Origin of the sequence: Leifsonia sp. 1010 (assembly GCF_031455295.1) — a bacterium.
Lineage (GTDB): Bacteria > Actinomycetota > Actinomycetes > Actinomycetales > Microbacteriaceae > Leifsonia.
In genome coordinates, this window is record NZ_JAVDSL010000001.1 from 1,452,579 (window position 1) to 1,478,324 (window position 25,746).

The following is a 25,746-nucleotide window of genomic DNA, read 5'->3' on the forward strand; positions in this document are numbered from 1 at the left end:
TGCCCTCATGCCGACGCCGTCCGGATCCTCACCTCGCGCTCCATGCGCTTCTCGTGGCGTTGCCGGCCCTTCGCGGCCTCCAGCTCGCGGCTCTTCGGCGGGGCGTTGGTCACCAGCTGGTCGAGCATCCGTCTGGTCGCCTCGGCGATCTCGTCGATCGCCTGTTCGAACGCCGCGGTGTTGGCCCGGGAGGGATGCGTCGAGCCGCTGACTTTGCGGACGAACTGGAGGGCGGCCTCCCGCACTTCATCGTCGGTCGTGGGCGGTTCGAAGTTGTGAAGGCAACGGATGTTCCGGCACATGCCGCGACGATATACCGCCCACCGCCCTCCTCCCAACCGCCCACCGTCGAGTCCGCGATCTTTGCACGCTCGGGGTGCGGAAAGCGGTAAGTCTGTGCGGACTCGACGGTGGAGGGAGGGGGCGACGGTGACCGGTCAGGGGGTGAGGACGATGCGACCGAAGACGGCGCCCTCATCCATGAGGCGGTGGGCGTGCGCCGCGCGTTCGAGCGGCATGACCTCGTGCACCACCGGGTGCAGCTCAGCGCGGGTGGCGGCCTCGAACAGCTCCGCCCGGGCGGTGGAGCGCGCGGCCGGTGTGATGGAGTCGAGGCTGAAGGCGGCGACGGATCGCGACGCCTGGAAGCCCTGCAGCAGGCGCGCCCCGAAGTCGGCCGGCGGGAAGCCCGCGACCGCGCCGACCAGGACGAGACGGCCGTTGGGCGCGAGGCGGTCGATGAACGCGGGCATGCCGTCGCCTCCGACGATGTCGACGATCACGTCGAACGGGCGGGACGCCCCGTCGGGCCCGTGCCCGGACCGGTCGAGCACGTCCGTCGCCCCGAGCGCCGCAAGCCGACGGCCCCTCTCGGCGGACGAGGTCGTCACGGCCACCGCGGAAGCGCCCCCGCGTGCTGCCAGCTCCACCGCGGCGATCCCGATGCTGCCGCTGCCACCGCGGATGAGCACCGAGTCGCCCGGCGCGAAGGGTGCGCGGGCGAGCGCGAAGCGCGCGACGGGTGCTGCGCTGCCGATCGTCACCGCATCCACGGCCGACAGGTCGTCGGGGAGCGGGGTGACGTCCTCCACCGAGGCGACGGCGCGCTCGCTGTAGCCGCCCGATCGGCCCGTGAACGCCCAGACGCGGCGACCGACCCAGGAAGGGTCGACGCCGTCGCCGACCCGGGCGACCGTACCGGCGACCTCGCTGCCCGGGATCATGCCCTGCGGGTAGCTCGAACCGAGCGTCCCGCGCCGGATCACCGCGTCGACGCCTCCGACGCCGATCGCCTCCGTCTCGATCAGCAGCTGCCCGGCGTCGGCCTCCGGCTCTGGTGCGTCGACGACCGCCATTCCGCTCGGGTCGCCGTATTCCTGAATCGCAATCGCTCGCACGTCTTCTCCTTCTCGTTGCGGTACTCTCGCACGGTAGTGGACGCCCCCGTCCACTTGATCGAAGTGAGACCGTCGGGAGGACGAATGACTCAGATCCTCCGCTCGGACGCGCAGGACAACCGCGACCGGATCCTGTCGGCGGCGCGCACCCTCTTCTCCGAGCGCGGACTCGACGTCGGGATGCGGGAGGTCGCCCGCCACGCCGAGGTCGGCCCGGCGACGCTCTACCGCCGGTTCCCGACGAAGCAGTCGCTCATCGACGAGGCGTTCCAGGTTGAGATGCAGACGTGCCGGGCGGTCGTCGAGGAGGGCTGCGCCGATCCCGATCCGTGGCACGGCTTCACGTCGGTCATCGAGCGCCTGACTGCGCTCAACGTGCGGAACCGGGGTTTCGTCGACGCCTTTCTGTCGCTCGCGACCGGCTCCGCGGCCTTCGCGCAGCACCGCCGCGAGCTGCTCGGGATGCTGGACGGTCTCGCGACCCGGGCGAAGGCGCAGGGTCGCCTGCGCCCGGACTTCGTGGTCGATGACCTCGTGCTGGTGCTGCTCGCCGGCCGCGGGCTGGGATCCGTGTCGCCCTCGCGGCGGGATGCGGCGGCGCGCCGCTTCGCCGGCCTCGCGATCGACGCCTTCCGGACGGACCGCGCCAGGTCGATCGGCGGGGCGAAATAATCGGGGAATGGACTCCTACTTCGAGCGCATCGACGACACCCGTTTCCGCCCGACCGTCGATGCTGGAGGAGCCTGGAACGACGGCGAGATCCACTTCAGTCCGCTCGGCGGTCTCATCGTGCACGCGATGGACCGCCATCGTGCCGACCGCGACGCGCCTCCTCTCTCGCTCGCGCGGGTGAGCTTCGACATCCTCGGCTTCCTCGCCGCGGACGTGTGCGACATCGCCGTGGAGACCATCCGTCCCGGCCGGACCATCGAGCTGGTGCAGGCGACCGTCGTCATCGCGGGCCGTACGGCCGTGCTCGCGGGGGCCTGGTACACCGTCGACGGCGATACGAGCGAGGTGGCGGGAGGCGAACCGGAGCGGATCGCCCTCCCCGGGCCGGATCGGCGCTGGCCGATGACGGAGACCTGGCCCGGCGGCTACGTGGCCTCGCTCGAGATGCGGGCGGCCGAGGACCCGCGCCCGGGCCGCGCGACCGCGTGGCTGCGCACCGACCGGGCGATCGTCGCCGGTGAGGAGGCCAGCCCGCACGCCGCCTTCATCGCACTGGTCGACACGGCGAACGGAATCGCCGTGCGCCGGCATCCGACCGAGTGGATGTTCCCCAACCTCGACCTGACCATCCACCTGTTCGCCCAACCCACAGGGGAGTGGGTCGGACTCGACACAACGGTCACCTGGGGATCGAGGGGCCAGGGCCTCACCAGCACGGTGCTCCACGACGTCTCCGGCCCGGTCGGACGGGCGGAGCAGATCCTCACCGTCCGGCCGTTGGCCGGGCGCACGCAGCGCCCCTGACATTGCCAACAGTGCCGCGAAGGGATAACGTGAGCGGCGCTCAAATGCAATGGCCCAGCGGCCGATCGCATCCATCAGCTTCACAAGGAGACCCACACGTGAGTGATTCCACCCTCCCCCCGAGTTACCCTGCCTCGTCGTCGCCGGCCCCCGCCGCAGGCGGGCCGGTCACCCCTCCGCAGCAGGTCAACACCGCGTTCTGGCTGTACATCGCCGGCGCGGCCTTGAGCCTCATCTCGCTCATCGTCTCGCTCGCGACGATCGGTTCGCTGAAGGAGGCGATCCAGCGTCAGCTCGTCGCGCAGGGGCAGCAGGTGCCGGACGGCGCCGTGGACGCCGGCGTAGCGGTCTCCGTCACGCTCACGGTCATCATCGGCATCCTCTTCATCGCCGCCTACGTGCTCTTCGCGTACTTCATGCGCCGCGGTGCGAACTGGGCGCGCATCGTCCTGCTCGTCGTGACCGTGCTGTCGCTGTTCGACATCCTCGGCGGCTTCGGCACCGGCGCCGCCCGCTTCGTGGTCGGCGTCATCGCCACCATCCTGATCTTCCTGAAGCCCGCGAACGACTACTTCCGCGAGGTCAAGGCGCGCAAGCTGCCGCGGGCCTGACCGCCGCTGCTCCGAAGGGCCCGGCGGGACGCGCTCACACGCTCCCGCCGGGCCCTTCGCCGTTCGCAGCACGTTACGGCGCCGCTCGTGCGGCGGTCGCTAGAGTCGACGGATGAACCGCACCGACCGGCTGTACGCCATCGTGGAGGCGCTGCGCGCCGTGGCGCCGCGTCCGCTCAGCGCGCGTCGGCTGGCCGAGCGGTTCGAGGTCAGCACCCGCACCATCGAGCGCGATCTGTCGTCTCTGCAGCAGACCGGCGTCCCCGTCTGGGCGGAACCCGGCCGGACCGGCGGTTACTGCCTCGACCCCGCGCACACGCTCCCTCCGCTGGGCCTGACGGTCGAGGAGGCGCTCGCCGTCACGATCGGGCTCGGGATGCTCGCGTCCAGCCCGTTCGGAGCCGAAGCGTCAGCGGCGCTCGGCAAAGTGCTGGCGGTGATGGACGGCAGCAGGGCCGAGGAGACGCGGGCTCTCGCGGCGCGCGTCCACCTGCTCCAGGGCGACCCGCCCGCGCCTGCGCCCGACGGGTTCTCAGACGTCCTGCGCGCCGGGACGGTGCTCCGCCTCCGCTACCGCGATCGTGCGGGCGCTCTGACGGAACGCGAGGTCGAGCCGCAGGGATACGTCGGCCGGGACGGGACCTGGTACCTGATCGCCTGGTGCCGCACGCGCGGCGCCATCCGGGCTTTCCGCGGCGATCGGATCGTCGCCGCCGAGCCGACGGGCGAGAGGCCGCCGCGGCGGGAGCTCACGGCCGCAAACCTCGACATCCCGTACGGAGACCTGCGCCCGGTGTTCCAGCCCTGATCCGGAAACACCGACAGGACGTTGTCGCCGGCGCGCGCGACCATGGATCTGCGCGGGCGGACGGCCCGCGCGGAGAGGTTCACCATGGCTTTCAGCTCGATCAGGATCATCACGCACGACGTCGATCGACTCGTGCGGTTCTACGAACTCGTCACCGGGAACACGGCGTCGCGCCCCGCCCCGGTCTTCGCCGAGTTTCGGGAGGGGAACGTGGCGCTCGCCATCGCCGACGTCGCGACGGTCGCCATGCTCGGCGATGACGCTCCCCGGCCGTCCAGCGGCGGACCCGCCATCGTCGAGTTCGAGGTCGACGACGTCGACGGCGAGTTCGGCCGGCTGCGGGACGCGCTCACCGACGTCGTGCTGGAGCCGACGACGATGCCGTGGGGCAACCGCTCCACGCTGTTCCGCGACCCGGACGGCACGCTCGTCAACCTGTTCTCGCGCCCGCAACCCGCTCCCTGAGCGAGGCACGTGGCAACGCGCTGTCACCGACGGCGGCCGCGCACCTTTCCGTGAAGCCGCATCAGCCGCGGGACGACCAGGTAGACGGCCGTCGGCACGACGATGAGGGTGAGGACGAATGCGCGCAGGATCGGGTGCCAGTCCTCGGCGAACGGCGCGATGGCGTAGAAGCCGAGTGTGACCAGCGGGAAGATGGCGATCCAGGTGATCAGCGCCCGGACGTGGATGGACGGCGGCGGTGCCGAAGGCGGGATGTGTGTCGGTGCCGTCGCGGGCTGAGACATGGTCTGGGGTCCTCTCGATTCGGGTCATGCGGTCGAGGACCACGATGTCAGCGCGGTCAACCCGCGACCGTGATTCGTTGCCGAAACAGGAACAGGCTGGTTGGATGACCGGATGAGCATCTCCCAGCGCATCGCGCGCGAATTGGGCAGCATTCCGTCCCGGCTGCGCCACGCCCGTCAGAAGCAGGACATGACGCTGGAGGAGCTCGCGCAGGCGACGGGAATCTCCAAGAGCACCCTCTCGCGGCTGGAATCCGGCCAGCGCAAGCCCAGTCTGGAACTGCTGCTGCCGGTCGTCGCCGCACTCGCGATCTCGCTGGATGACATCGTCAACGCCCCGACGATCGCCGACCCGCGCGTGCAGCGGAAGGCGAGCCACGCGGACGGCCGCGAGCTCACCCGCCTCTCGCAGCCGCACAGTGAGCCGCAGGCGTTCAAGATCGTCATCCCGGCCACCGAGCGGGAGCCCGCACTGCGCACCCACGACGGGTTCGAGTGGATCTACGTGCTCGACGGGCGACTCCGGGTCGTCCTGGGTGAGCACGACATCGTGATGGGTCCCGGCGAGGCCGCCGAGTTCGATACCAGGAATCCGCACTGGTTCGGTTCGGCGGGCAGCGGGCCGGTCGAGATCCTCAGCATGTTCGGCAAGAACGGCGAGCGGATCCATCTCCGGGCCCGCTCGCGAGGGGCGGCATCGACAGCGCCCGCTGACAAGCCCGCCCGCTAGGGGCGGTCCGCCTCTCTTGTGCGCTGCGGCCGCGGGGACTGTAATGACCGCAGCGGGGTTGTCACTCGAAGGAGAGAACGATGGACGACACTCAGGGATCCCGCGTCGCGCTGGTGACAGGCGGCTCCGGGGGCATCGGCCGAGCGACGGCGGAGCGCCTGGCGCGCGACGGGATGGCCGTCGCCGTCCATTACGCGGGCAACAGGCGACGGGCCGATGACATCGTCGCCGGCATCACCGCCGCCGGTGCGCGGGCGGTGGCCGTCGGCGGCGACGTAGCCAGCGAAGAGGAGATGGTCGCGGCCTTCGATGCCGTGGAGGCCGAGTTCGGCGGGATCGACGTGGTGGTGAACACAGCCGGGATCATGCTGCTCGGACCGCTCGAGTCCTTCAGCCTCGACGACCTCGACAGGATGCACCGCACGAACATTCGGGGGACGTTCGTGGTCTCGCAGCAGGCGGTGCGCCGCGTGCGGTCCGGCGGGGCGATCATCAACTTCTCCACCTCGGTGTCGAAGCTGCAGTTCCCGGGGTACACGGCCTACGCGGCCAGCAAGGGGGCGGTGAACGCGATGACCCTCATCCTGGCTCGCGAGATGCGAGGAAGGGATGTGACGGTCAACGCGATCGCGCCCGGCCCGACCGCCACCGATCTCTTCCTGGACGGCAAGAGCCAGGAGCAGATCGACGCGCTCGCGGCGGTGCCTCCCCTGGAGCGCCTGGGGACGCCGGAGGACATCGCCGAGGCGGTGGCGTTCCTCGCCGGTCCGGGGCGCTGGGTGAACGGCCAGATCATCTACGTCAATGGTGGAGCCATCTGACGCGACGATCCGCCGCCCACCCTGCGCCCACCCCGAGCCCGCGCGCCTACGGGAGGGCGACCACCTTGCCGCGCAGTGCGCCGGCGGCGGCCTGCTCGTGGATGCTCCGGAGCTCCGCAAGCGGCACCCGCTGGGCGACATCGACCCGGAGTTCACCGCTGTCCACAAGCGAGACCAGCTCGGCGAGCTGCGCCGCGTCGCTCCGCACGAAGACGACCACGCTGCGGACGTTGCGCTCCGCGTCGTCGGGGGCGGGCATCCACGCGGTCGTGCTGACCACCACGCCGCCGTCGCGCACCCGCGCGACGAGGGCGGCGAACTCGGTGGGCTCCAGCGGCGCCAGGTTGAGGAGGGCGTCGACCGGTTCGGCGACCGCGTCGAGCACCGAGTGCGTGGTGTGGTCGATGACCTCATCCGCCCCTGCCTCGCGGACGGCCGAGCTGCTGCGCGGGCTCGCCGTCGCGATGACGTACGCGCCGGCGCGCTTGGCGAGCTGCACGGCGTATCCGCCGACGGTCCCGCCCGCGCCCGTGATGAGGATGCGCTGGCCGGACTCGAGTCCCGCGTCGTCGAACAGCGCCTGCCACGCGGTCAGGGCGACCGAGGGGACCCCGGCCGCGTCGGCCAAGGGGATGGAGTGGGGGGCCCGGGCGAGCACCTCGGCGGGCGCGATGGCGTATTCCGCCGCTGAGCCGTCGGCGGTCATCGGCAGGAACCCGACGACCTCGTCGCCGACCGTGAGACCGTCGACGCCCGCGCCCACCGCGTCGACCGTTCCGGAAACGTCATAGCCGGGGATGTGCGGCAGCGTGATCGGGATGGGCAGGCTGCCCGCGCGGATGCCGTTGTCCGCGGGATTGAACCCCGAGCCGGCGACGCGGAGCCGCACCTCGCCCGCGCCGGGGACGGGGAGTTCGGCATCCTCGTAGCGGAGTACGTCCGGTCCGCCGGCCTCGTGGAAACGGATTGCCTTCATGGTCATGTCTTCCTCTCAGGATGGTCGCGGCACCCGTCCTCGGCGTCGCACTTCCATCAAGCGGAGGAAATCATCCGTTTATTCCCGAGTATCGGAAGAGATCCCGCGCAGGAAGATCGCCCGCTGCTCCTCGGCGGCCCGCGGCCAATCGGGGACGTTCGACATCGGCTGCGCGAGCATCGCCCCGAAACGAACCACGGTGCCGGCGTCGACCTCCGGCCGAACGGTGCCGTCCGCGTGCCCGCGCGCGACGATGGCGGCCATCGTCTGCTGCATCCGGCCGCGCAGCTCGGCCGACTCCGTCCCCTCGGTCATCGGGCCGCCGTGGAGGGGGAGCACCAGTTGCTCGCGGTGCTCGAACGACTGCCTCAGGAAGCGGGCGATCGCATCCAGTCCCGTCTCGCCCGACGCGAGCGCGTCCTCCGCTTCGGCGAGGATGAGGCGGTAGGCGCGCACGGCCATCGCCTCCAGCAGCGCCTCCCGGTTGGGGTAGCGGCGGTACAGCGTGCCGATTCCGACACCGGCGTCGGCCGCGATCTTCTCGAGCGGGACGAACCTGCCCTCGGCCAGCCCGGAGCGGATGGCCGCCGCGATCAGACGGTCGGCGTTCTCGGCCGCATCCCTCCTCAGCTTCTTCGGCTCGCTTCCCGCCATGACCTGCCCTCGGATCCACTCGACGTCGTCGCCCCACGATAGTTGCTCGGGGGCCGTCGAGCGGGGGCGTCAGACCCGCCCGGCGAACCGGTAGCGGAAACCCGTGCCCGTGCCCGCGGTCACGACCACGTCGTAGTAGCCCCACTGGTCGACCGGCCAGTCGATCGAACGGGATCCGCGCGGCGGCACCGTGACCTGCTCGGCATGGTCGGTGAAGTCGTTTCCCACCAGCCGGAACCGCACGGCGGCGCCACCGTCGTTCGTCAGGGTGAGGCGGAGGCTGCGCGACCCGATCGCTCCCACCGCGGCCGTCGCATGCGGGATGCCGATGTCGCGGCGGTCCCCACGCACGACCGTGCCGGCGAAGCGGCGCAGGAACCGGTCGGGGCCGTACACGCTGAAGTCGTAGAGGCCATCGGTCGCCGACGCGTCCCACACCCAGTCCGCCGTCGCACCGGCCGCCAGCGTGTGCGGGTCGGCCTGGAAGGGCAGCGCCACGTTCGGGAACACCTGGTGATTGACGCCCACCGTGCCCTGGTTGCGCATGGTCAGCGTGACCCGGCCGCTCGTGCGGTCGACCGCGACGTCTGCACTCTGCCGGTAGGGGAGCGTCCGGTGGCGGGGCGCGCCCGCATCCTGTCCCGGCATGGACTGGGCGCCGACCGGCGGCACGGCGACGGGCGGCTTGCTGCGGTCGGCGTCCGCCGCGGCGACCAGCTGCTGGGTCTGCGCGAGGCCGGGCACGACGTCCGTGCCCGGGATGCTGAAGTCGGGATGCGCGAAGTCGAAGCAGCTCAGCAGGTCGCCCGAGACGGTCCGCCGCCACTGCGAGATGTTGGGCTCGGTCACCCCGGTGATCGCCTCCAGGAAGCGGATGACCGAGGTGTGGTCCGAGGTCTGCGAGTTGACCCATCCACCGCGCGACCACGGCGAGACGACCGTGAGCGGCACCCGGGAGCCGAACCCGATGGGCAGGCCGTTGACGAACTCGTCCGCGGTCCCCGCCTCCGGGAACGGCGGCAGCACGTGGTCGAAGTAGCCGTCGTTCTCGTCGTAGTTGATGAGCAGGACGGTCGAGGCCCAGGTCTCCGGATTGCTGAACAGCGCCTGCACGACGGCGTTCGTGTAGTGCGCGCCGTAGTCGGGGCTGGCCGACGGGTGCTCGCACCAGCCGTACGGGGCGACGACGTACGAGACGGTAGGGAGCGAGTTCGTCGCGCAGTCCCGGCCGAAGTCGGACAGCAGGTAGGTGACGTCCAGGCCGCGCCCGGAGTCGGCCTTCCAGCCGTCGTGCAGCCCGCCGTTGAGCGCGAGCTGCCGGGTCGCCGGATCGGAGGAGGCGAGGGCGTCGTGGTACTGCTGGAACAGCCAGAGCGGGTTGTCGCCGTAGTCGCCGACGTACGGGTGGCTGCCGCTGTCGCCGACCTCGTCGTTGGCGTAGGTCTTCCAGCTCACGCCCGCCGCCTGAAGCCGTTCGGCGTAGGTGCCCCAGCGGTACACCGGGTTGTAGTCGGCCGGGTTGTCGATGGCCGGGCCGCCGAGACCGCCCGCCGGGTTGATCATCCCGGACCACTGGTACAGGCGGTTGGGCGTCGTCGGGCCGTTGAGCGAGCAGTGGTAGTCGTCGCACACGGTGAAGGCGCTGGCGAGGGCGTGCTGGTAGGGGATGTCGTCGCGGGTGAAGTAGCCCATGGTCTGCTCGCCCTTGGCGGCGACCCAGCGGTTCCAGGCGCCCTTGTTCCACGCGGTGTGCCCGCCGCTCCAACTGTGGTCGAGTCCGCCCGCGTTCTGCGAGTTGTACTTCGTCGAGTCCATGCGGAACGGCAGCATCACCTGCCCGTCGGCACGGGATGCATCCGGCTGGTGGAAGATGTCCCCGCCTCCGGGGTACTCCAGGATCTGCTTGTCGCCGAACCCGCGGACGCCCGGGAGGGTGCCGTAGTAGTGGTCGAACGACCGGTTCTCCTGCATCAGCACCACCACGTGCTTGATGTCTTTGTAGGTGCCGGTGAGTTTCGCGGCCGCGGCCGCGGGGAGGGCGGCCCGCCCGGCGGTTCCGTAGGCGACGCCGGCCATGATCGCCGCCGCACCGCCGAGGAGGAGGGTCCGGCGGCTCACTCCGCGCGGAACCGAGCTGACGTACGCGGCATGCTCGTCGAGCGGCGGCGCCGCGTCGAACGTGACATCGGGCGCGTGGCGCTCCGGCTTGGATCGGCTCATGGGTTCGCTTCCTCCGGGTGTGCGTTCGGTTCTGCTGCTGCGATGCCGGAGGGAGTGGATGCGTCCATCCGGCGGCGGATCAGGATGGTCAGGGCGCCGATCACGACGGCCGCCATCGCGAGGCCGGCCATCACCAGGCCGAGCACGTCGCCGGTGCGGGCCAGCGCTCCGGGCAGACCGGTGTGCGGGGCGGCGGCGCTCGTGCCCGGGTCGGATGGGCCGGCTCCGCCCCCGCTGCCCGCACCGCCCCCGCCGGCCGGGGGCGCTGCCAGCACGATGGTCGCCTCCACCGCCGCCCGATCCGACACCCAGCGGTTGGCGTTCGACGGCGACGCCTGCGGGAACCCGTCGATGACGAGGTTGGCGTCCTGCACGGTCATCGCGCCGGCGACGAAGGCGTAGTCGAGCCGGTCGAGGAGGGCGGGTCGTGCCGCCGCCGCACTCACCGTGCCGCCGAGGATACCGGCCGTCGCACCGGGGTCGGCGGCGGTGTCCGTCCGGGCCGTGCGGAACGCATCCACCAGGCCGGCCGCGTGGAGCTCCGACGTCACGGGCCACGCCACCGCGCCCGCTCCGCAGTTCGCTGCCGAGGGCGCGCCGGCCCAGTCGAGGTCCGACGGCGACTCCAGGTCGCCGAGCAGCAGCAGCCGGCCCTCCGGCGCCGAGGCATGAGCGGCGCCCGCGGCCCGGGCGATGGCCTGCGCCTGCGCATACCGTGCGCTCGCCTTCTCGGCGGAGACGGCGGCCGCTGCACCCTCGGTGCAGACCGCTGCCCGGTCGGGGCCGCCGGCGTCCAGGGCGACATCCCACACCGGCAGATCCGACCCGCTGACGGCGGCCGACACCGCGAGGACGGCCGCGGCCGGCGCGGGAAGCGCGGTCAGAGGGAAGGGCGCGATCACGGCGAGGCCGGTCGGGTCTTCGACCACGTTCCAGCCCAGCCGCTGCGCCACCGCGGTGGCGTTGCCGCCGGTCTCCTGCAGCGCGACCAGGTCGAAGCGGTTGACGAGCACCGACCGCGCCAGCTTGCCGACGGCGTCGTCGACGTGAGTTCCGCCATCCCACATGCTCAGCGTCGCGGCGTGCACGGCCTGCGGCGCACCGGGTTCGCTGATCGGCAGCTCGATCGTCAGGGTCGCGGTCAGGCCACCGGCCTCGGTGGCGAGCACCGTCAGCAACGGGGTCTGCGCCGGGATGGACGCAGGCGTCGTGCCCGTCACCGTCCCGTCGGGCGCGACCGCGAGCCAGTCCGGGCCGCCCTGCGCGGTGAACGCGGCCGCCGCGGGAGCCGCGCCGCGCACGCCGGTCCACATCCCGGCGATGGAGAAGCGCACCGCCGTCGACGGCGCGGTGGCGGGCCGGACGATGTCGTCGGTGAGGAAGTGGTCGACAGTCGGTTCGGTGGACCCGGTGAGCGGCGGTTCGGCCTTCAGGGCGAACGTGATGGGCGGTGCCAGGTTCACATAGCCGTCGTCGTAGAGCAGCACGGCCGCGACGGTGTGGCCGCCGGTGAGCGCCCCCGCCGGGATCGTGACCGTCCCCGACGTCGCGTTCGGCACGTACGCCCAGGTCGTCGATGCTCCGTGCGAGGCGCCGCCGCTCGGCGCCGTTGCGGGATCGTCGTAGATCCCGATCCAGTTCTTCGCGTTGGGCGTGGCGGTGGTGAACGAGAAGGTCAGCGGCTTCCCGGCCATCGGATCCTGTGTGAGAAGCGTCAGCGTCCCGCTGTCGGTCGGTCCGGAGGCCGCTGCGGCGAGCCGGAAGACGACGGGCTGCGCGAGCCAGGTGTAGCCGTCGTCGGCGAGCAGGTACGCGATCACGTCGTGACCCGACGTGAGTGCGCCCGCCGGGATGGTGACGGTGCCGGAGGTGCCGGAGACGTACGACCACGCCGTCGAGCCGGCTCCGGGGTAGGTCTGGTTCAGCGGGGATTTCTTGGGGTCGTTGTAGATGGCGACCCAGTCGGTGCCGGAGGCGTTCGCGTCACCGGTGGCGTACGAGAACGTCAGGTCGCCGCCGACCCGCGGGGTCGCCGTCGTGAGGGCGAGCGAACCCCCGGTGGCGTACCCGACGTGGAAGGTGACGGGCTGCGCGAGCCAGGTGTAGCCGTCCGCGTACAGGAAGTACGCGACGAGGTCGTGGCCGGGGGTGAGCCCCGTGCTCGCGACCGTGACCGATCCGCTGGAGGCCGCCGTCGTCGCGCTGACGTAGGCCCAGTCGGTCGAGGAGCCGTGGCTCTTCTCATCGGTCGGGCCGGTGGCCGGGTCGTTGTACACGGCGACCCAGTTCTTCGTGTTCGGCTTGTCCGTCGTGTAAGAGAACGTGAGCGGATCGCCGGGCGCCGGGGTGGTGTTCGTGAGCGTCAGGGTCCCGTTCGGAGCGGGCGCCGCGGCGGCCGGCTGGGCGACGACGCCGAGGGCGGCCGTCACGGCGACGACGGCGCCGATGAGGGCTGCGGCGACGGCCGACCGAGTGATCCTGCGCACGGGTGCTCCTTCGGGTGAGGCCGCGGGCGGGGCGGGATCCCGAACCCGCACCGCGCCCGTCGGCACAGGTCATCACCCAACCGACCGCAGCGGTCGCGCACCCTGCGGGCTCGCGACGTACGGGTGAACGCACGTCGAACCGGAGCCGTCCACCTGGCACCGTCTGCGCACTCAGCAGCGGGGCGTAGGGGCACGGACACGCGGGATGGCCGGGGAAGCGATCAGACTGGCTTGTACAAGTGATTGCGCCCGGGCGGCAGCACACGACCAGGATGAGCGGAAGGACCGAACATGCCGACGCTGTATCGAGAGATCGCCGAAGACCTGGGCGCCCGCATCCTCCAGGGCGAGTTCGGCGCGGGCACCTCGCTGCCGTCCGAGAACCGGCTGGCGGAGACCTACGGCGTCGCCCGCGGCACCGTGCGGCGCGCGCTCGCCCTGTTGCGCGCCCGGGGCGACCTGACCTCGCGCCAGGGCTCGTCCTGGATCGTCGCCGCGGCGCGTCAGGGTCAGGAGTTCGACGAGCTGCGCTCCTTCGCCCAGTGGGCGCGGAGCAGGGGGATGACGCCGGGCGGCCAGGTGATGTCACTCCAGACCGCGCCCGCCCCTGTCGCCGAACGCCGACGCCTCCACCTCGACGAGGGGGACGAGGTGCTGCGGGTGGTCCGCCTCCGCACGCTCGACGGTCGGCGCGTGATGCTCGAGCGGACCACGTACGCCACCTGGATGATCCCGATCATCCAGTCGCTCTCGCCGCGCGAGGCGTCGGTCGTGCAGGTGCTCTTCGACCGCTTCGGGATCGTCACAGGCCAGGCCGACAACACGCTGGACGCGACCGCCGCGACGAGCGAGGACGCGCAGCTGCTCGGTGTGCGCCGCTCATCCCCGCTGCTGCGGCTGCGCCGGGAGAGCTCCGACGCGGGAGGCCGCCCGATCGAGTACGGCGAGGACCGCTATGTCCCCGGGACGGTCGCCTTCCAGGTGCACACCCGGCTCACCGCCGCGGCCATGCGGCGGATGGGCGGCTGAGCCTGCCGAGGCTTTGCGATGGTTTCCTGGCGAGGCCGGTGCTACGCTTTCGGCGTCCGTGCAGCAGATCGAGGAGGTGATACCCATGAGCGAAACGACGTGGGTGCTCTTCTCTGAGGACACGGTCGGGCGATAGGTCGTCCGGGAGCGCCCTTCAGGCACTCCACGAAAGGCACGACCATGCACTTCGACTTCACTTCAGCACCACACCTCGTCGACGGCGTCACCGAGCGCCGCTTCACCCTCGGCGGAATCCCGGGCATCCTGTGGACGCCCGCCTCCGCATCGCCCTCTGCACCCGTCCCGCTGATCCTGCTGGGGCATCCCGGCGGTGTCGAGCAGATGTACCCGCGCCTGGCCGGGCGGGCGCGACAGGCCGCGGCCGACGGCTTCGCCTCGCTCACCATCGAGCTGCCCGGAACGGGTGACCGACCGCCGTCGGCGGTGACGGAGGAGGCGCGCGCCGAGCTCCGTCGCACGCTGGCCGCGGGGGAGCCGGTCGGCCCGGACCTCGTCGACCGGCTCGTCCTCCCGCTCGTCGAGGGGGCTGTCCCGGAATGGCGGTCGGCGGTGGATGCGGCGCTCGCGCTGCCGGAGATCGGCGGCCCGGTCGGGTACTCCGGCGGCTTCATCTCCGTCGGCGTCCGGCTGGCGCTCACCGAACCACGGGTGGTCGCGGCCGGCCTCTTCGCCGGCAGCTACATCCCGTCCGTCATCCAGGAGGAGGCGCGGCAGGTCACCATCCCGCTGCACGTGCTCCTGCAGTGGGATGATGAGGGCAACGACCGGCAGGCGGCGCTCGACCTGTTCGACGCGTTCGGCTCGGCGGAGAAGACGTTGCAGGCGAACCTCGGCGGCCACCGCGGAGTCCCCGCGTTCGCCGGCGAGGATGCGGCACGGTTCTTCGCCCGGCACCTGCGCTGACGAAACGGGCCACCCGTCGCACGGCGGGTGGCCCGGTCCGTCGCGTCGGCGGACGCTACGACTGGAGCCACTCCAGCAGGTCGGCGTTGATCGTCTCCGCCTGCGTGGTCGGCATCCCGTGCGGGAAGCCCGGGTACGACTTCAGCGTGCCGTTCTGCACGAGCTTCGCCGACAGGGGGCCCGAGTCGGCGTAGGGCACGATCTGGTCGTCCTCGCCGTGCATGACGAGCACCGGCACCGAGATCTTCTTGAGATCCTCGGTGAAGTCCGTCTGCGAGAACGCGACGATCCCGTCGTAGTGCGCCTTCGCGCCGCCCATCATGCCCTGGCGCCACCAGTTCTCGATGATCGCCTCGGACGACTCCACGCCGGGGCGGTTGAAGCCGTAGAACGGGCCCGACGGCAGTGCCCGGTAGAACTCCGACCGGTTCTTGGCGAGCTGCGCCTGCAGGTCGTCGAAGACGCTCTTCGGCAGACCCCCGGGGTTGTTCTCGGTCTGCACCATGATCGGCGGGACGGCGCTGATCAGCACCGCCCGGGCGACCCGGTCCTCGCCGTAGGTGGCGATGTAGTGCGCGACCTCGCCGCCGCCGGTTGAGTGGCCGACGTGGATGGCGTCGTGAAGGTCGAGCGCCTCGACCACGGCGCGCAGGTCGGCGGCGTAGTGGTCCATGTCGTGCCCGTCGCCGGTCTGCGTGGAACGCCCGTGCCCGCGGCGGTCATGGGCCACGACGCGGTAGCCGTGCTGCAGGAAGAACAGCAGCTGCGTGTCCCAGTCGTCGGCCGACAGCGGCCAGCCGTGGCTGAAGACGATGGGTTGACCGGTTCCCCAGTCCTTGTAGTAGATCTCGATGCCGTCTGACGTGGTGACAGTGCCCATGGTTCCCTCCGGGAGTGGCGAAGCGGGGTGCTGTGGGAACGGTGCTGCGGAACGGTCGGCGCTCTCTCAACCTAGCTGCCGAACGGGACGGATCGCCAGGGGGGTCACGCGGGTACCGTGGCGGGCGTGCAGACCTTCCTGCCCTATCCATCCTTCGCCCGGAGCGTCCGCGTGCTCGACCGCGCGCGTATGGGGAAGCAGCGCGTCGAGGCGCTGCAGGTGCTGCGCGCGATCACTGTGCCCGGGTACGGCTGGCGCCACCATCCCGTCGCGAAGATGTGGCGCGGATACCTCCCCGCTCTGACGAAGTACGCGCTCGAGTCGACGGACGCGTGGATCGAGCTGGGGCACGCCGACACCGTGCGGCCGCAGGTGCTGGCGTTCGCGCCGGAGGTCGAGGCGCTGTCGCAGGAGGACCTGGAGCTGCCGCCCTGGATCGGCGACCCGGAGTTCCACCGCAGTCATCAGTCCAACCTCGTCCGCAAGGATGCTGAGTTCTATGGGCCGCTCTTTCCGGGAGTGCCGGACGACCTGCCCTACGTCTGGCCGGGTCCGACGCGGGAGTAGTCGACGCGACCGGCTTCGAATCGGTTCGATTCCCCTCTCCGTGTGAGAATTGACACGGCGAACGGCTGGAGGGGCGATGGCGGCGACGATCCGGGATGTGGCACGGGTCGCGGGGGTGACCCCGAGCACGGTGTCGTACGCGCTGTCGGGCAAGCGCGCCATCTCCGAGGAGACGCGGGAGCGCATCCAGCGTGCCATCGTCGAGCTCGATTTCACGCCCAACGCCGGCGCCCGCGCCCTCGCGCTCTCGCAGACGAACGTGCTCGGGCTGTTCCTGCAGTTCCAGGAGGACGAGTTCGCACCTGCGATGCTGCAGTACGTGCTACCGGTATCGACGACGGCCCGCAATCACGGGTTCGACCTGCTGATGGTGACCGACCCGGACGTGGATGCGGCCATCCGCCGCACGACGTCGTCGGCCATGGTCGACGGGGTGGTCCTCCTCGACGTCACCTACGACGACCCGCGTCTGGAGCCGCTGCGGCAGACGCGTCAGCCCGCCGCCCTCATCGGCTACGCGAAGAACGCCGAGGGCTTCGATGCTGTGGACCTCGACTTCGGCGAGGCGGCACGGAACGCTCTCGATCACCTGCACGGACTCGGGCACAGGGAGGTCGTGCTCGTCACCCCGCCGCGGCACGTGTCGGAGCGCGGCGGCTCGTACGCCTGGCGGTTCAGCGATGCGGCGGCGGAGCGGGCCGCCCGCCACGGCATGCAGCTGCACATCGTGGAGGGCGAGTCGCGCCAGCCGGCTCTCGGGCAGGCCGTCATGGCCGCGCTCGACCGGTATCCGTCCGCGACGGCTCTCGTGGTGCACAACGACGCAACGATCGCCGCCCTGCCCTCGCTGCTGCACGAGCGCGGGATCTCGGTGCCGGACGACCTCTCCGTCGTCGGCATGTTCTCCGCCGAGTTCGGGACGGCGTTCTCGCTGCCGTACACCTCCGTCGACACGCGTCCGGAGCTGCTGGGGGAGTGGGCGGTGTCCCGCCTCGTGGAGCGCATCGCCGATCCCGAGGGCGCTGAGGCGCCGCAGGTGCGGCTGATCGAGCCGGGCTTCGTCGACTGGGGCAGCACGCGCGCGGTCTGAGCCGCATCCCGTCCCCTCCCGCCGCGCACATTCGTGCCGAATGTGCGCTTCGCGCGCCCCTTTCCGCACATTCGTGCCGAAACCCCGCCCCCGTCGTTCCTAACGATTTGCGCCAAATCTCGGTTATGGCGGCGGCTTTCCCGCGATTTGCGCCAAATCTTGCCGGGGCGCGGGGTGTCGAAGCGGTTCGGAAGCGTGACGGATCGGCCCCAGAGAGGGGGTGAGACGGCGGGTCGGGAGGCGGAATCGAGGGGTTTGAGTGGCGAATCGTGCCGTAGCGAAGCGGTTCGACTTGTGTCGCACGCCCGAGCGCGCTATCTTCATCGAAGCGGTTCGACAGCAGTGGAACCGGGGTCTTCCCGATGGAGCGAAGGAGGGGCGCGATGGCCGTCACCATCACCGACGTGGCACGTGCAGCGGGCGTCTCCACGAGCACCGTCTCATACGCCCTCTCCGGCAAGCGCTCGATCTCTCCGGACACCCGCCGCCGCATCGACGAGGCCATCACGAACCTCGGATTCATCGTCAACGCCGGCGCCCGCGCACTCGCCACCTCGCAGACGATGGTCATCGGCCTGCTCACCCAGTTCCACGCCGACGAGTTCGCCCCCGCCATGCTGGAGTACATCCTCCCGGTGTCCGACACGGCCCGCGAGCTCGGCTACGACATCCTGCTCGTCACGGAACTCGACAGCGTCGCCGCCCTGCGCCGGGTCACCAGCTCCGGGATGGTCGACGGCGTCGTGCTGCTCGACGTCGTCCACGAAGACCCGCGCCTCGCCACCCTCCGTGACGCCGCGCAGCCCGGAGCCCTGGTCGGCCTCCCGAAGCACACCGAGGGCCTTGATGTCTTCGACCTCGACTTCGGCGAGTCCGCCCGCATGCTGGTCGACCACCTGTACGCGCGCGGACACCGCGAGATCATCGTCGTGTCGCCCCCGCTCCACGTCTTCGAGCGCGGCGGCGCCTACGGCTGGCGGTTCCGGGATGCGGCCCTCGAGCGCGCCGCCCGTTACGGCCTGCAGATGCACCCGTACTACGGCGAGGCGCGGCAGCCCGAGATCGGCCGGAGCATCAACGCCATGCTCGACGCCCGGCCCACCGCCACCGCGCTCATCGTCCACAACGACGCGACGATCGCGGCGCTGCCCTCGGTGCTCACCGCGCGCGGCGTCAGCACGCCCGACGACCTCTCGGTCGTCAGCCTCTACGCGAAGGACTTCGGCCGAGCGTTCTCCCTGCCGTACACGGCAGTCGAGAGCTCACCCGATGAGCTGGGCCGCTCCGCGGTCCGGCAGCTCGTCCGGCGGATCACCTCCCCCGATCTCGCCGGTCCGGCGGTGACGAGATTCGTCGCCCCCGAAATAACCGACCGTGGGAGCACCCGATGAACCGCCCCACGCAGCACGCTCAGCGCCCCCGGCCGGACTCGCCCCAGTGCACGATTCAAGGAGGAATACTGTGATCACCAAGAAGACCTCGCGCCTGCTCGGCGCAGCGGTCGTCGCCGCGGCGGTCGTCGCCGGCGTCGCCGCCTGCTCGGGCTCGGGCTCCGGCTCGAGCGGAAGCGCCGGAGGAACCTACACGTTCTGGGACCCGTACCCGCAGTTCGACGCATCGGCCGACTGGACGAAGCTCGTCGAGCAGTGCGGAACGGAGGCTGGAGTCACCGTGAAGCGCACCGGCTACGACACCAGCGACCTGACCAACAAGGCGCTGCTCGCGGGGCAGCAGGGCAGCTCGCCCGACCTGCTGCTCGTCGACAACCCGGTCGTCTCGACGCTGGCCGAGGCCGGCATCCTGACCACCACGTCGGAGAACAAGCTCGACACGTCCGACATCCAGAAGAACATCCTGGCCGCCGGTCAGCTGGACGGGAAGACGTACGGCGTGCCGATCGGGGCCAACACCCTGGCGCTCTACTACAACAAGGCCGTGCTGTCGGCCGCCGGTGTGGACGCGAGCTCGATCAAGGACTGGTCGACGCTCACCGACGCTCTCGCCAAGGTCACCGCCGCCGGCAAGAAGGGCATCACCTTCTCGGCGATCGGGACGGAGGAGGGCAGCTTCCAGTTCCTCCCCTGGTTCTGGGGCTCCGGCGCCGACCTGAAGAAGCTGGATTCGGACAAGGCCGAACAGGCGCTCGCGCTGTGGACGGACTGGGTGAAGAAGGGGTACGCCCCCAACTCGGTCATCAACAACACGCAGACGACGTCGTGGCAGGAGTTCGCCACCGGCGACTTCGCGTTCGGTGAGAACGGGACCTGGCAGCTGGGCAACGTGAAGAAGGCCGGGATCGACTACGGCATCCTCAGCATCCCGGCGATGGACGGGGGAGCGGCTCCCGCTCCGACCGGCGGCGAGTTCATGACGCTGCCCGTCCAGAAGGACACCGCCCGCTACGCCACCTCGAAGAAGATCGCCGAGTGCCTCACCAGCACCAAGAGCTTCGTGAAGACCGACACCACGCTCTCCTACATCGCCCCCACGGAGGCGGCGCAGAAGGAGCAGGTCGCCGCGAACCCGGAGCTGCAGCCGTGGGTCGACGCCGTCGCCGCGGCGAAGGGCCGCACCAGCGACAACCTCGGAACGAAGTACCCGAAGATCTCCAAGGAGCTCTGGACCGCGGTCCAGAACGCCCTCAGCGGAGCGCAGTCGCCCGCGGACGCCCTGAAGGCGGCCCAGACGGCAGCGGCCGCAGCCACCAAGTAACCCGAGCACGACCAGCAACGCAACTGAGGAAACACCGATGACGACAACTCAGACAGCGTCGCGCGGCACGGCCACGGACGCGGGTGGGACGGTGCGAGCCGCCGTCCCACCCGCGCCCCGGCGCCGGCGCAGGCGCGGCTCGTGGACGGCGTGGGCGTTCCTCGCCCCCGTCGTGATCTACCTGGTCGTGTTCTACGCGTGGCCGCTCTACCGCAACGTCGAGCTCAGCGTCCGCGACTACACCGTCCGGTCGTTCGTGATGGGCGACGCCCCGTTCGTCGGCTTCGACAACTACATCAAGGTGCTGCAGGATCCGACCTTCGGGCCGGCGTTCTGGCACACCGCCGTCTTCACCCTGGTCTCGATCGCGTTCCAGTTCACGATCGGGCTGGCGCTGGCGGTCTTCTTCCACCAGAACTTCCGCCTCTCGGCAACGCTGCGCGCCCTCTTCCTGGTGCCGTGGCTGCTCCCGCTGATCGTCTCCGCCTCCACCTGGTCGTGGATGCTGAACAGCGACTCCGGCGTCGTCAACGCGGCGCTCGAAGCGTTCGGCCTCCCCGGGATCAACTGGCTGACCTCGCCGGACTGGGCGCTGACCAGCGTCATCATCGCGAACATCTGGATCGGCATCCCCTTCAACCTGGTCATCCTCTATTCGGGCCTGCAGAACATCCCGCAGGAGCTGTACGAGGCGGCGTCGATCGACGGGGCCAACGGGTGGCAGCGCTTCTGGCGCGTGACGTTCCCTCTGCTTCGCCCGGTGTCGGCGATCACCCTGCTGCTCGGGCTGATCTACACGCTCAAGGTGTTCGACATCATCTGGATCATGACGCGCGGCGGCCCCGGGACGGCGTCCACGACGTTCGCGACCTGGTCGTACCAGCTCGGGTTCGCCTCGACCCTGCCGGACTTCAGCCCGGCGGCGGCGGTCGGCAACATGCTGATCATCCTCGCGCTCGTCTTCGGCTTCGTGTACATCCGCACCCAGAGGAAGCAGGACCTCGCATGAACGGCAAGCGGCCCTGGTGGAAGACCGTCGTCGGCGTCGTGCTGACGCTGGTGATGCTCTTTCCCGTCTACTGGATGATCAACGTCTCGCTGACCCCGACGAGCCTGATGCGGAAGAGCCCGCCGGACCTGTTCCCCATCCACGCCACGTTCGAGGGCTACCAGGCCGTGCTCGACCAGCAGCTGCCGTACCTCGGCACGAGCCTGCTGGTGGGTCTCGGCACCGTGATCCTCACGGTCGCGATCTCGGCTCCCGCCGCTTACTCGCTGGCGAAGCTGCGTCCGCGCGGCCGCGGCGTGCTCAACTTCCTGCTGCTCATCGCGCAGATGATCCCGGGGATCATCATGGCGATGGGGTTCTACGCGATCTACCTCAACCTCGGCATCCTGAACACGCTGTGGGGCCTGATCATCGCGGACTCGACGCTGGCCGTGCCGTTCGGTGTGCTGATCTTCAGCGCATTCATGTCCGGCATCCCCGACGAGCTGATGAACGCCGCGAAGATCGACGGCGCGAGCACGTGGCGCACATTCCGCTCGATCGTTCTGCCGGTGAGCCGCAACTCCATCGTCACGGTGTCGCTGTTCGCGTTCCTCTGGGCGTGGTCCGACTTCGTGTTCTCGTCGACGCTGAACAGCGGCGGCGCGCTGCAGACGATCACGCTCGGCATCTACAAGTACATCGGCAACAACAACCAGGAGTGGAACGCCATCATGGCGACCGCCGTGGTCGCGTCGGTGCCCGCCGCCGTGCTGCTGGTGCTGGCGCAGCGCTACGTCGCCGCTGGCGTCACAGCCGGAGCCGTGAAGGACTGACCGTGACGAACCTCAGCACCATCATGTCGACCGACGTCGCCGTCGATCTGGCCGAGATCCCGTTCTCCTCGCGAGGCAGCTGGCTCGACATCTCGCCCGTCGTCGGCACCCACCGGGTCGCAGATGATCTCCATCTCGTCAGTCACGTCACCGGGATGCACGCCGTCCTGCGGCTCACGCCGGACGCGCGCGACGCTGCCGCGGCGCGCGTCGAGGCCACCGCATCCCGCGTCGCCTGGACGGCGGGCGACGGGCTCGTGGAGGCCGTGTTCGAGCATCCCGGAGCCGTACGCTTCCGCGGCCGGGGGCTCGGGATGCGGTTCTCCGCCTCCGACGACTTGACCCCGTTCACCGGCGGCTACCTGTTCACCGACCCGGTCGACGGCGCCATCACGCTGACCAGCTACGAGACCGGCCGGCGCTACCGGTTCACGGTCCTGACCGGTTCGGCGCGGGTCGTCGGCGACGGGCTGCTCGGCAGCGGAGCCCGGGAGGTCGCGTTCGGTGCGGACGACCCGTGGGAGGTCCGGCTGGAGCAGACCGAGGCGGGCCTCCGTCCACTCGATGCCACCACATCCTTCGACGACCTGGTGCGGCACCGCCGGGCGGAGTTCGCCGCATACTGCTCCGGGCTGCTGGCCGGGACGGAGGCGACGCCGACCGCCGTGAAGGCCGCGTACGTGCTCTGGTCGGCCACCGTCGGGCCCGGCGGCTTCGTCGGTCGCGAGGCGGTGCTCATGTCGAAGCACTGGATGGACAAGGTCTGGTCGTGGGACCACTGCTTCAACGCCCTCGCCCTCGCACCGCTCGACGCCGAGGCCGCCCTCGACCAGTTCCTCCTGCCCTTCGACCATCAGGACGCGGGCGGAGCGCTGCCCGACTCGGTCACGCACTCCGAGGTGCTCTACAACTTCGTCAAGCCGCCCATCCACGGCTGGGCGTTCCGGCTCCTGCGCGAGCGCGTCTCAACGCCCTTCGACGACGGCGCCCTGCGCCTGGTGTACCGGAGGCTCTCGGCGTGGACGCGGTTCTGGCTCGACAGCCGCCGCGCACCCGGTCACGCGCTCCCGTACTACCAGCACGGCAACGACAGCGGGTGGGACAACTCCACCCTGTTCGACCGGGATCGCGTGGTCGAGTCGCCCGACCTCGCCGCGTTCCTCATCCTGCAGCTGGATGAGCTGGGCCGTCTCGCGGTCGAGCTCGGAGAGTCCGCGACCGAGTGGGAGGAGGAGCGCATCGCGATCGAGCGGGCGCTGTTCGACCAGCTGTGGGCGGGCGACCACTTCGTCGCCCGATCGGTCGCCTCCGGGCGGCCGTCCACCTCCACGAGCCTGCTCGGCACGCTGCCGATCGTGCTCGGAGACCGCCTTCCCGCCGACATCGCGTCCGCGCTCGCCGCCGCCGTCGAGGCCCACCTCACACCGTGGGGACCGGCGACCGAACTGCCCGGCTCGCCGCACTACACCGCCGACGGCTACTGGCGCGGACCGGTCTGGGCGCCGAGCACCCACCTCATCGTCGACGGCCTGCGCCGCGCCGGACACGGCGAGCTGGCCGACCGGGTCGCGGACGCCTTCCTCGCCGCCTGCGAGCGCTCCGGATTCGCCGAGAACTTCGACGCGCTGACCGGCGACGGCCTGCGCGACCGCGCCTACACCTGGACGGCCGCGGTCTACCTGCTGCTCGCCGCCCGCCGATCCTCGGGAGAACGATGACCCTCACCTCGACCGCCCTGCTCACGGGAGGACCGGTGGTCCCCTCCCGCAGCCTCCTCCGGCCGCTCGGACCGGACGAGGTCCGGATCTCGGGCGGGTTCTGGGCCGACAAGCAGCAGCTGAACGCGACCGTCATCCTCGACCACTGCGAGACGTGGATGGAGCGGATCGGCTGGATCGGCAACTTCGACCGTGCCGCCGCGGGCACGGTCGCCGAGCACCACGACGGGATCGAGTTCGTCGACTCGGAGGTCTACAAGCTGCTCGAGGCGATGGCCTGGGAGCTCGGCCGTCGTCCCGATGCGGGGCTCGAGGCTCGCTACTCGGCCCTGGTCGCCCGGGTGGCCGCTGCGCAGGAACCCGACGGCTACCTGCACACCGCGTTCGGGCGTCCGGGTCAGCGTCCGCGATACAGCGACCTCGAGTGGGGGCACGAACTGTACTGTTTCGGTCACCTCCTCCAGGCCGCTGTCGCGCGTGCCAGGAGCGGACATCCCGACGACGTGCTCGTCCGGACCGCCCGGCGGCTGGCCGACCACGTCGAGCGCGAGTTCGGCGAGGGCGGCCGCGATGCGATATGCGGTCACCCGGAGATCGAGCCGGCGCTGGTCGAGCTGGGCCGTGCCCTCGGTGAGCAGCGCTACATCGAGCTGGCGCGCATCTTCGTGGAGCGCCGCGGCCGGAGGACCCTCGCCACGACCCTGTTCCAGGGCAGCGACTACTTCCTCGACGACGTGCCGGTGCGCGATGCGACGGTGCTGCGCGGGCATGCGGTCCGTGCCGCGTACTTCACGGCGGGTGCGGCTGACGTCGCTGTCGAGACCGGCGACGACGGCCTTCTCGCCGCGGTGAAGAACCAATGGCGGCGAACGGTCGCGCACCGCACCTACCTCACGGGCGGCATCGGCTCGCACCACCAGAACGAGGAGTTCGGCGCCGACGACGAGCTGCCGCCGGACCGCGCCTACGCCGAGACCTGTGCCGCCATCGGCTCCGTCATGGTCAGCTGGCGCCTGCTCCTGCAGACCGCCGACCCGGCTCACGCCGACCTCATCGAACGGACCCTCCTCAACGCGGTGCTCGTCTCTCCCCGCGAGGACGGCCGCGCGTTCTATTACGCCAACACTCTGCACCAGCGCGAGCTGGCGTCGGAGACGCACGACGACGAGCTGAGCGAGCGCGCAGAGGCGAACCTCCGCGCGCCCTGGTTCGAGGTGTCCTGCTGCCCGACGAACGTCGCCCGCACGCTCGCGAGCGTGGGCGCCTACTTCGCGACGGCCGACGACGACGGCGTTCAACTCCACCAGTATGCGGATCTGGACGTGGACACGGCCCTCCCGGACGGCAGGCACGTCGCGCTCGCCGTGCGCACCGGATACCCCTTCGACGGTCGAGTGGTCGTCTCGGTGGCAGAAGCGGCGGACTTCACCCTGAGCCTGCGCATCCCCGCCTGGTCCCGTGGCCGGGCGCGAGCGACCCTGAACGGCGAACCCCTCCCGGTCGACGGCGACACCCTCCGTCTGCGGCGCGCCTTCGCGCAAGGGGACGAGCTGGTGCTCGACCTCGACACCTCCCCGCGGTTCACCGTCGCGCCCGACGCGGTCGACGCGGTGCGCGGGACCGTCGCGGTCGAGCGCGGACCTCTCGTCCTCTGCCTCGAGTCGGTCGATCTCCCCGAGACGGCAGCGTTCGACCGCGTCAGGATCGACACGGGAACGGCGCCGGTTTCCAGCGCGGACGGTGCGTCCGTGCGGCTGATCGTGGAAGATGGGCGCAACGACGACCTCGACGCCGCCGACCGCGTCCCCACCGACGGCTGGCCGTACCTCCGCCTCGACTCCGCCGTGACCGCCCGGTCGGGCCAGGCGGTCACGGCGGGCCTCATCCCCTACGCCCACTGGGCGAACCGCGGACCGAGCCTGATGCGGGTGTGGATCCCCGCCGCAGGCTGACGACGCTCGGCTGCCGGCGAGTCATCGGGGCCGGCAGCCGAGTCCCTCTCACCCGGGTTCCGGATTTCCTTCGGACCCGGTGCATCCGATCGCCCCTCTTCAGCCGAATGAACCCGTGGGA

Annotated in this window: 25 protein-coding genes; 17 read left to right on the forward strand and 8 right to left on the reverse strand. The window is 70.8% G+C overall.

Translation table 11 applies throughout. The features are described from left to right. Nucleotides 1-5: 5 nt before the first annotated feature. Complete coding sequence (locus J2Y42_RS07105; protein ID WP_018189579.1) at nucleotides 6-302, reverse strand: DUF2277 domain-containing protein; 297 nt, start codon at nucleotides 300-302, stop codon at nucleotides 6-8. A 135-nt stretch (nucleotides 303-437) separates the two neighbouring features. Further along, entirely contained in the window at nucleotides 438-1,397 is a 960-nt protein-coding gene (locus J2Y42_RS07110) for a zinc-binding dehydrogenase (RefSeq protein ID WP_309856218.1), read from the reverse strand. Between the two features lie 84 nt (nucleotides 1,398-1,481). Between J2Y42_RS07110 and J2Y42_RS07115 the strand changes: the two genes are divergently transcribed. The 5 genes from J2Y42_RS07115 to J2Y42_RS07135 all read left to right on the forward strand — a co-directional run bounded on the left by J2Y42_RS07115 (nucleotide 1,482) and on the right by J2Y42_RS07135 (nucleotide 4,758). After that, nucleotides 1,482-2,069 (forward strand): helix-turn-helix domain-containing protein, encoded by a 588-nt coding sequence (locus J2Y42_RS07115; protein WP_309856220.1) that lies wholly within the window; start codon nucleotides 1,482-1,484, stop codon nucleotides 2,067-2,069. A gap of 7 nt (nucleotides 2,070-2,076) precedes the next feature. Next, nucleotides 2,077-2,874 (forward strand): thioesterase family protein, encoded by a 798-nt coding sequence (locus tag J2Y42_RS07120; RefSeq protein ID WP_309856222.1) that lies wholly within the window; start codon nucleotides 2,077-2,079, stop codon nucleotides 2,872-2,874. Between the two features lie 98 nt (nucleotides 2,875-2,972). Further along, on the forward strand, nucleotides 2,973-3,485 hold the full coding sequence (locus J2Y42_RS07125) for a hypothetical protein (protein ID WP_309856225.1): 513 nt from the start codon (nucleotides 2,973-2,975) through the stop codon (nucleotides 3,483-3,485). 112 nt (nucleotides 3,486-3,597) lie between these two features. Then, complete coding sequence (locus J2Y42_RS07130; protein WP_309856227.1) at nucleotides 3,598-4,293, forward strand: YafY family protein; 696 nt, start codon at nucleotides 3,598-3,600, stop codon at nucleotides 4,291-4,293. Nucleotides 4,294-4,377: 84 nt separating this feature from the next. Next, nucleotides 4,378-4,758 (forward strand): VOC family protein, encoded by a 381-nt coding sequence (locus tag J2Y42_RS07135; RefSeq protein WP_309856230.1) that lies wholly within the window; start codon nucleotides 4,378-4,380, stop codon nucleotides 4,756-4,758. Between the two features lie 23 nt (nucleotides 4,759-4,781). Here the strand turns inward: J2Y42_RS07135 and J2Y42_RS07140 are convergent, their stop codons facing one another. Next, nucleotides 4,782-5,042 (reverse strand): hypothetical protein, encoded by a 261-nt coding sequence (locus tag J2Y42_RS07140; protein WP_309856233.1) that lies wholly within the window; start codon nucleotides 5,040-5,042, stop codon nucleotides 4,782-4,784. A gap of 112 nt (nucleotides 5,043-5,154) precedes the next feature. Here J2Y42_RS07140 and J2Y42_RS07145 point away from each other — a divergent pair, with 112 nt between their 5' ends. Together J2Y42_RS07145 and J2Y42_RS07150 are read left to right on the forward strand one after the other, a co-directional pair. Continuing rightward, complete coding sequence (locus J2Y42_RS07145) at nucleotides 5,155-5,772, forward strand: XRE family transcriptional regulator (protein ID WP_309856236.1); 618 nt, start codon at nucleotides 5,155-5,157, stop codon at nucleotides 5,770-5,772. Nucleotides 5,773-5,852: 80 nt separating this feature from the next. Next, a complete protein-coding gene (locus J2Y42_RS07150) occupies nucleotides 5,853-6,593 on the forward strand; it encodes an SDR family oxidoreductase (RefSeq protein WP_309856238.1) in 741 nt (246 codons plus the stop codon). Nucleotides 6,594-6,639: 46 nt separating this feature from the next. On the opposite strand, the gene J2Y42_RS07155 is transcribed toward J2Y42_RS07150, so the two are convergent. From J2Y42_RS07155 to J2Y42_RS07170, 4 genes are all read right to left on the reverse strand, one after another. Further along, a complete protein-coding gene (locus tag J2Y42_RS07155; RefSeq protein ID WP_309856241.1) occupies nucleotides 6,640-7,575 on the reverse strand; it encodes an NADP-dependent oxidoreductase in 936 nt (311 codons plus the stop codon). A 72-nt stretch (nucleotides 7,576-7,647) separates the two neighbouring features. Then, nucleotides 7,648-8,223, reverse strand: coding sequence for a TetR/AcrR family transcriptional regulator (locus tag J2Y42_RS07160; RefSeq protein WP_309856244.1), 576 nt, complete (start codon nucleotides 8,221-8,223; stop codon nucleotides 7,648-7,650). A 69-nt stretch (nucleotides 8,224-8,292) separates the two neighbouring features. Next, nucleotides 8,293-10,443, reverse strand: a complete 2,151-nt coding sequence (locus J2Y42_RS07165; protein ID WP_309856248.1) for a phosphocholine-specific phospholipase C — start codon at nucleotides 10,441-10,443, stop codon at nucleotides 8,293-8,295. Next, complete coding sequence (locus J2Y42_RS07170; protein ID WP_309856251.1) at nucleotides 10,440-12,929, reverse strand: hypothetical protein; 2,490 nt, start codon at nucleotides 12,927-12,929, stop codon at nucleotides 10,440-10,442. Before J2Y42_RS07170 ends, J2Y42_RS07165 begins: the two co-directional genes overlap by 4 nt. A gap of 291 nt (nucleotides 12,930-13,220) precedes the next feature. On the opposite strand from J2Y42_RS07170, the gene J2Y42_RS07175 reads away from it, so the two are divergent. Then, nucleotides 13,221-13,958, forward strand: a complete 738-nt coding sequence (locus tag J2Y42_RS07175) for a GntR family transcriptional regulator (protein WP_309856254.1) — start codon at nucleotides 13,221-13,223, stop codon at nucleotides 13,956-13,958. 180 nt (nucleotides 13,959-14,138) lie between these two features. After that, on the forward strand, nucleotides 14,139-14,882 hold the full coding sequence (locus tag J2Y42_RS07180; RefSeq protein ID WP_309856257.1) for an alpha/beta hydrolase: 744 nt from the start codon (nucleotides 14,139-14,141) through the stop codon (nucleotides 14,880-14,882). A 55-nt stretch (nucleotides 14,883-14,937) separates the two neighbouring features. Here the strand turns inward: J2Y42_RS07180 and J2Y42_RS07185 are convergent, their stop codons facing one another. Then, the gene (locus tag J2Y42_RS07185; RefSeq protein ID WP_309856260.1) at nucleotides 14,938-15,762 is read right to left on the reverse strand and encodes an alpha/beta hydrolase; all 825 of its coding nucleotides are present in this window, start codon (nucleotides 15,760-15,762) and stop codon (nucleotides 14,938-14,940) included. Nucleotides 15,763-15,879: 117 nt separating this feature from the next. On the opposite strand from J2Y42_RS07185, the gene J2Y42_RS07190 reads away from it, so the two are divergent. From J2Y42_RS07190 to J2Y42_RS07225, 8 genes are all read left to right on the forward strand, one after another. Then, a complete protein-coding gene (locus J2Y42_RS07190; protein WP_309856263.1) occupies nucleotides 15,880-16,329 on the forward strand; it encodes an MSMEG_6728 family protein in 450 nt (149 codons plus the stop codon). A gap of 97 nt (nucleotides 16,330-16,426) precedes the next feature. Beyond that, the gene (locus J2Y42_RS07195) at nucleotides 16,427-17,419 is read left to right on the forward strand and encodes a LacI family DNA-binding transcriptional regulator (protein ID WP_309856267.1); all 993 of its coding nucleotides are present in this window, start codon (nucleotides 16,427-16,429) and stop codon (nucleotides 17,417-17,419) included. 383 nt (nucleotides 17,420-17,802) lie between these two features. Continuing rightward, nucleotides 17,803-18,810 carry a LacI family DNA-binding transcriptional regulator gene (locus J2Y42_RS07200; RefSeq protein WP_018189608.1) on the forward strand — a complete coding sequence of 336 codons (1,008 nt, stop codon included), beginning with the start codon at nucleotides 17,803-17,805 and terminating at the stop codon, nucleotides 18,808-18,810. A 70-nt stretch (nucleotides 18,811-18,880) separates the two neighbouring features. Further along, nucleotides 18,881-20,131: an extracellular solute-binding protein gene (locus tag J2Y42_RS07205; RefSeq protein WP_309856271.1), complete on the forward strand. Its 1,251-nt coding sequence runs from the start codon at nucleotides 18,881-18,883 to the stop codon at nucleotides 20,129-20,131. 37 nt (nucleotides 20,132-20,168) lie between these two features. Then, a complete protein-coding gene (locus J2Y42_RS07210; protein ID WP_309856272.1) occupies nucleotides 20,169-21,140 on the forward strand; it encodes a sugar ABC transporter permease in 972 nt (323 codons plus the stop codon). Continuing rightward, nucleotides 21,137-21,955, forward strand: a complete 819-nt coding sequence (locus J2Y42_RS07215; RefSeq protein ID WP_309856274.1) for a carbohydrate ABC transporter permease — start codon at nucleotides 21,137-21,139, stop codon at nucleotides 21,953-21,955. The genes J2Y42_RS07210 and J2Y42_RS07215 overlap by 4 nt, the downstream gene beginning before the upstream one ends. Nucleotides 21,956-21,957: 2 nt before the next feature. Continuing rightward, entirely contained in the window at nucleotides 21,958-23,673 is a 1,716-nt protein-coding gene (locus J2Y42_RS07220) for an MGH1-like glycoside hydrolase domain-containing protein (RefSeq protein WP_309856277.1), read from the forward strand. Further along, nucleotides 23,670-25,625, forward strand: a complete 1,956-nt coding sequence (locus J2Y42_RS07225; RefSeq protein ID WP_309856279.1) for a beta-L-arabinofuranosidase domain-containing protein — start codon at nucleotides 23,670-23,672, stop codon at nucleotides 25,623-25,625. The genes J2Y42_RS07220 and J2Y42_RS07225 overlap by 4 nt, the downstream gene beginning before the upstream one ends. Nucleotides 25,626-25,746 lie beyond the last annotated feature (121 nt).

What these genes read in the sequence shown, in the direction of transcription:
- J2Y42_RS07120 (WP_309856222.1), top strand. Translation starts at nt 2,077, where the DNA reads ATGGACTCCTACTTCGAGCGCATCGACGACACCCGTTTCCGCCCGACC.
- J2Y42_RS07180 (WP_309856257.1), top strand. Translation starts at nt 14,139, where the DNA reads ATGCACTTCGACTTCACTTCAGCACCACACCTCGTCGACGGCGTCACC.
- J2Y42_RS07210 (WP_309856272.1), top strand. Translation starts at nt 20,169, where the DNA reads ATGACGACAACTCAGACAGCGTCGCGCGGCACGGCCACGGACGCGGGT.
- J2Y42_RS07140 (WP_309856233.1), bottom strand. Translation starts at nt 5,042, where the DNA reads ATGTCTCAGCCCGCGACGGCACCGACACACATCCCGCCTTCGGCACCG.
- J2Y42_RS07225 (WP_309856279.1), top strand. Translation starts at nt 23,670, where the DNA reads ATGACCCTCACCTCGACCGCCCTGCTCACGGGAGGACCGGTGGTCCCC.
- J2Y42_RS07165 (WP_309856248.1), bottom strand. Translation starts at nt 10,443, where the DNA reads ATGAGCCGATCCAAGCCGGAGCGCCACGCGCCCGATGTCACGTTCGAC.
- J2Y42_RS07135 (WP_309856230.1), top strand. Translation starts at nt 4,378, where the DNA reads ATGGCTTTCAGCTCGATCAGGATCATCACGCACGACGTCGATCGACTC.
- J2Y42_RS07115 (WP_309856220.1), top strand. Translation starts at nt 1,482, where the DNA reads ATGACTCAGATCCTCCGCTCGGACGCGCAGGACAACCGCGACCGGATC.
- J2Y42_RS07200 (WP_018189608.1), top strand. Translation starts at nt 17,803, where the DNA reads ATGGCCGTCACCATCACCGACGTGGCACGTGCAGCGGGCGTCTCCACG.
- J2Y42_RS07160 (WP_309856244.1), bottom strand. Translation starts at nt 8,223, where the DNA reads ATGGCGGGAAGCGAGCCGAAGAAGCTGAGGAGGGATGCGGCCGAGAAC.
- J2Y42_RS07175 (WP_309856254.1), top strand. Translation starts at nt 13,221, where the DNA reads ATGCCGACGCTGTATCGAGAGATCGCCGAAGACCTGGGCGCCCGCATC.
- J2Y42_RS07105 (WP_018189579.1), bottom strand. Translation starts at nt 302, where the DNA reads ATGTGCCGGAACATCCGTTGCCTTCACAACTTCGAACCGCCCACGACC.
- J2Y42_RS07215 (WP_309856274.1), top strand. Translation starts at nt 21,137, where the DNA reads ATGAACGGCAAGCGGCCCTGGTGGAAGACCGTCGTCGGCGTCGTGCTG.
- J2Y42_RS07145 (WP_309856236.1), top strand. Translation starts at nt 5,155, where the DNA reads ATGAGCATCTCCCAGCGCATCGCGCGCGAATTGGGCAGCATTCCGTCC.
- J2Y42_RS07130 (WP_309856227.1), top strand. Translation starts at nt 3,598, where the DNA reads ATGAACCGCACCGACCGGCTGTACGCCATCGTGGAGGCGCTGCGCGCC.
- J2Y42_RS07155 (WP_309856241.1), bottom strand. Translation starts at nt 7,575, where the DNA reads ATGACCATGAAGGCAATCCGTTTCCACGAGGCCGGCGGACCGGACGTA.
- J2Y42_RS07185 (WP_309856260.1), bottom strand. Translation starts at nt 15,762, where the DNA reads ATGGGCACTGTCACCACGTCAGACGGCATCGAGATCTACTACAAGGAC.
- J2Y42_RS07150 (WP_309856238.1), top strand. Translation starts at nt 5,853, where the DNA reads ATGGACGACACTCAGGGATCCCGCGTCGCGCTGGTGACAGGCGGCTCC.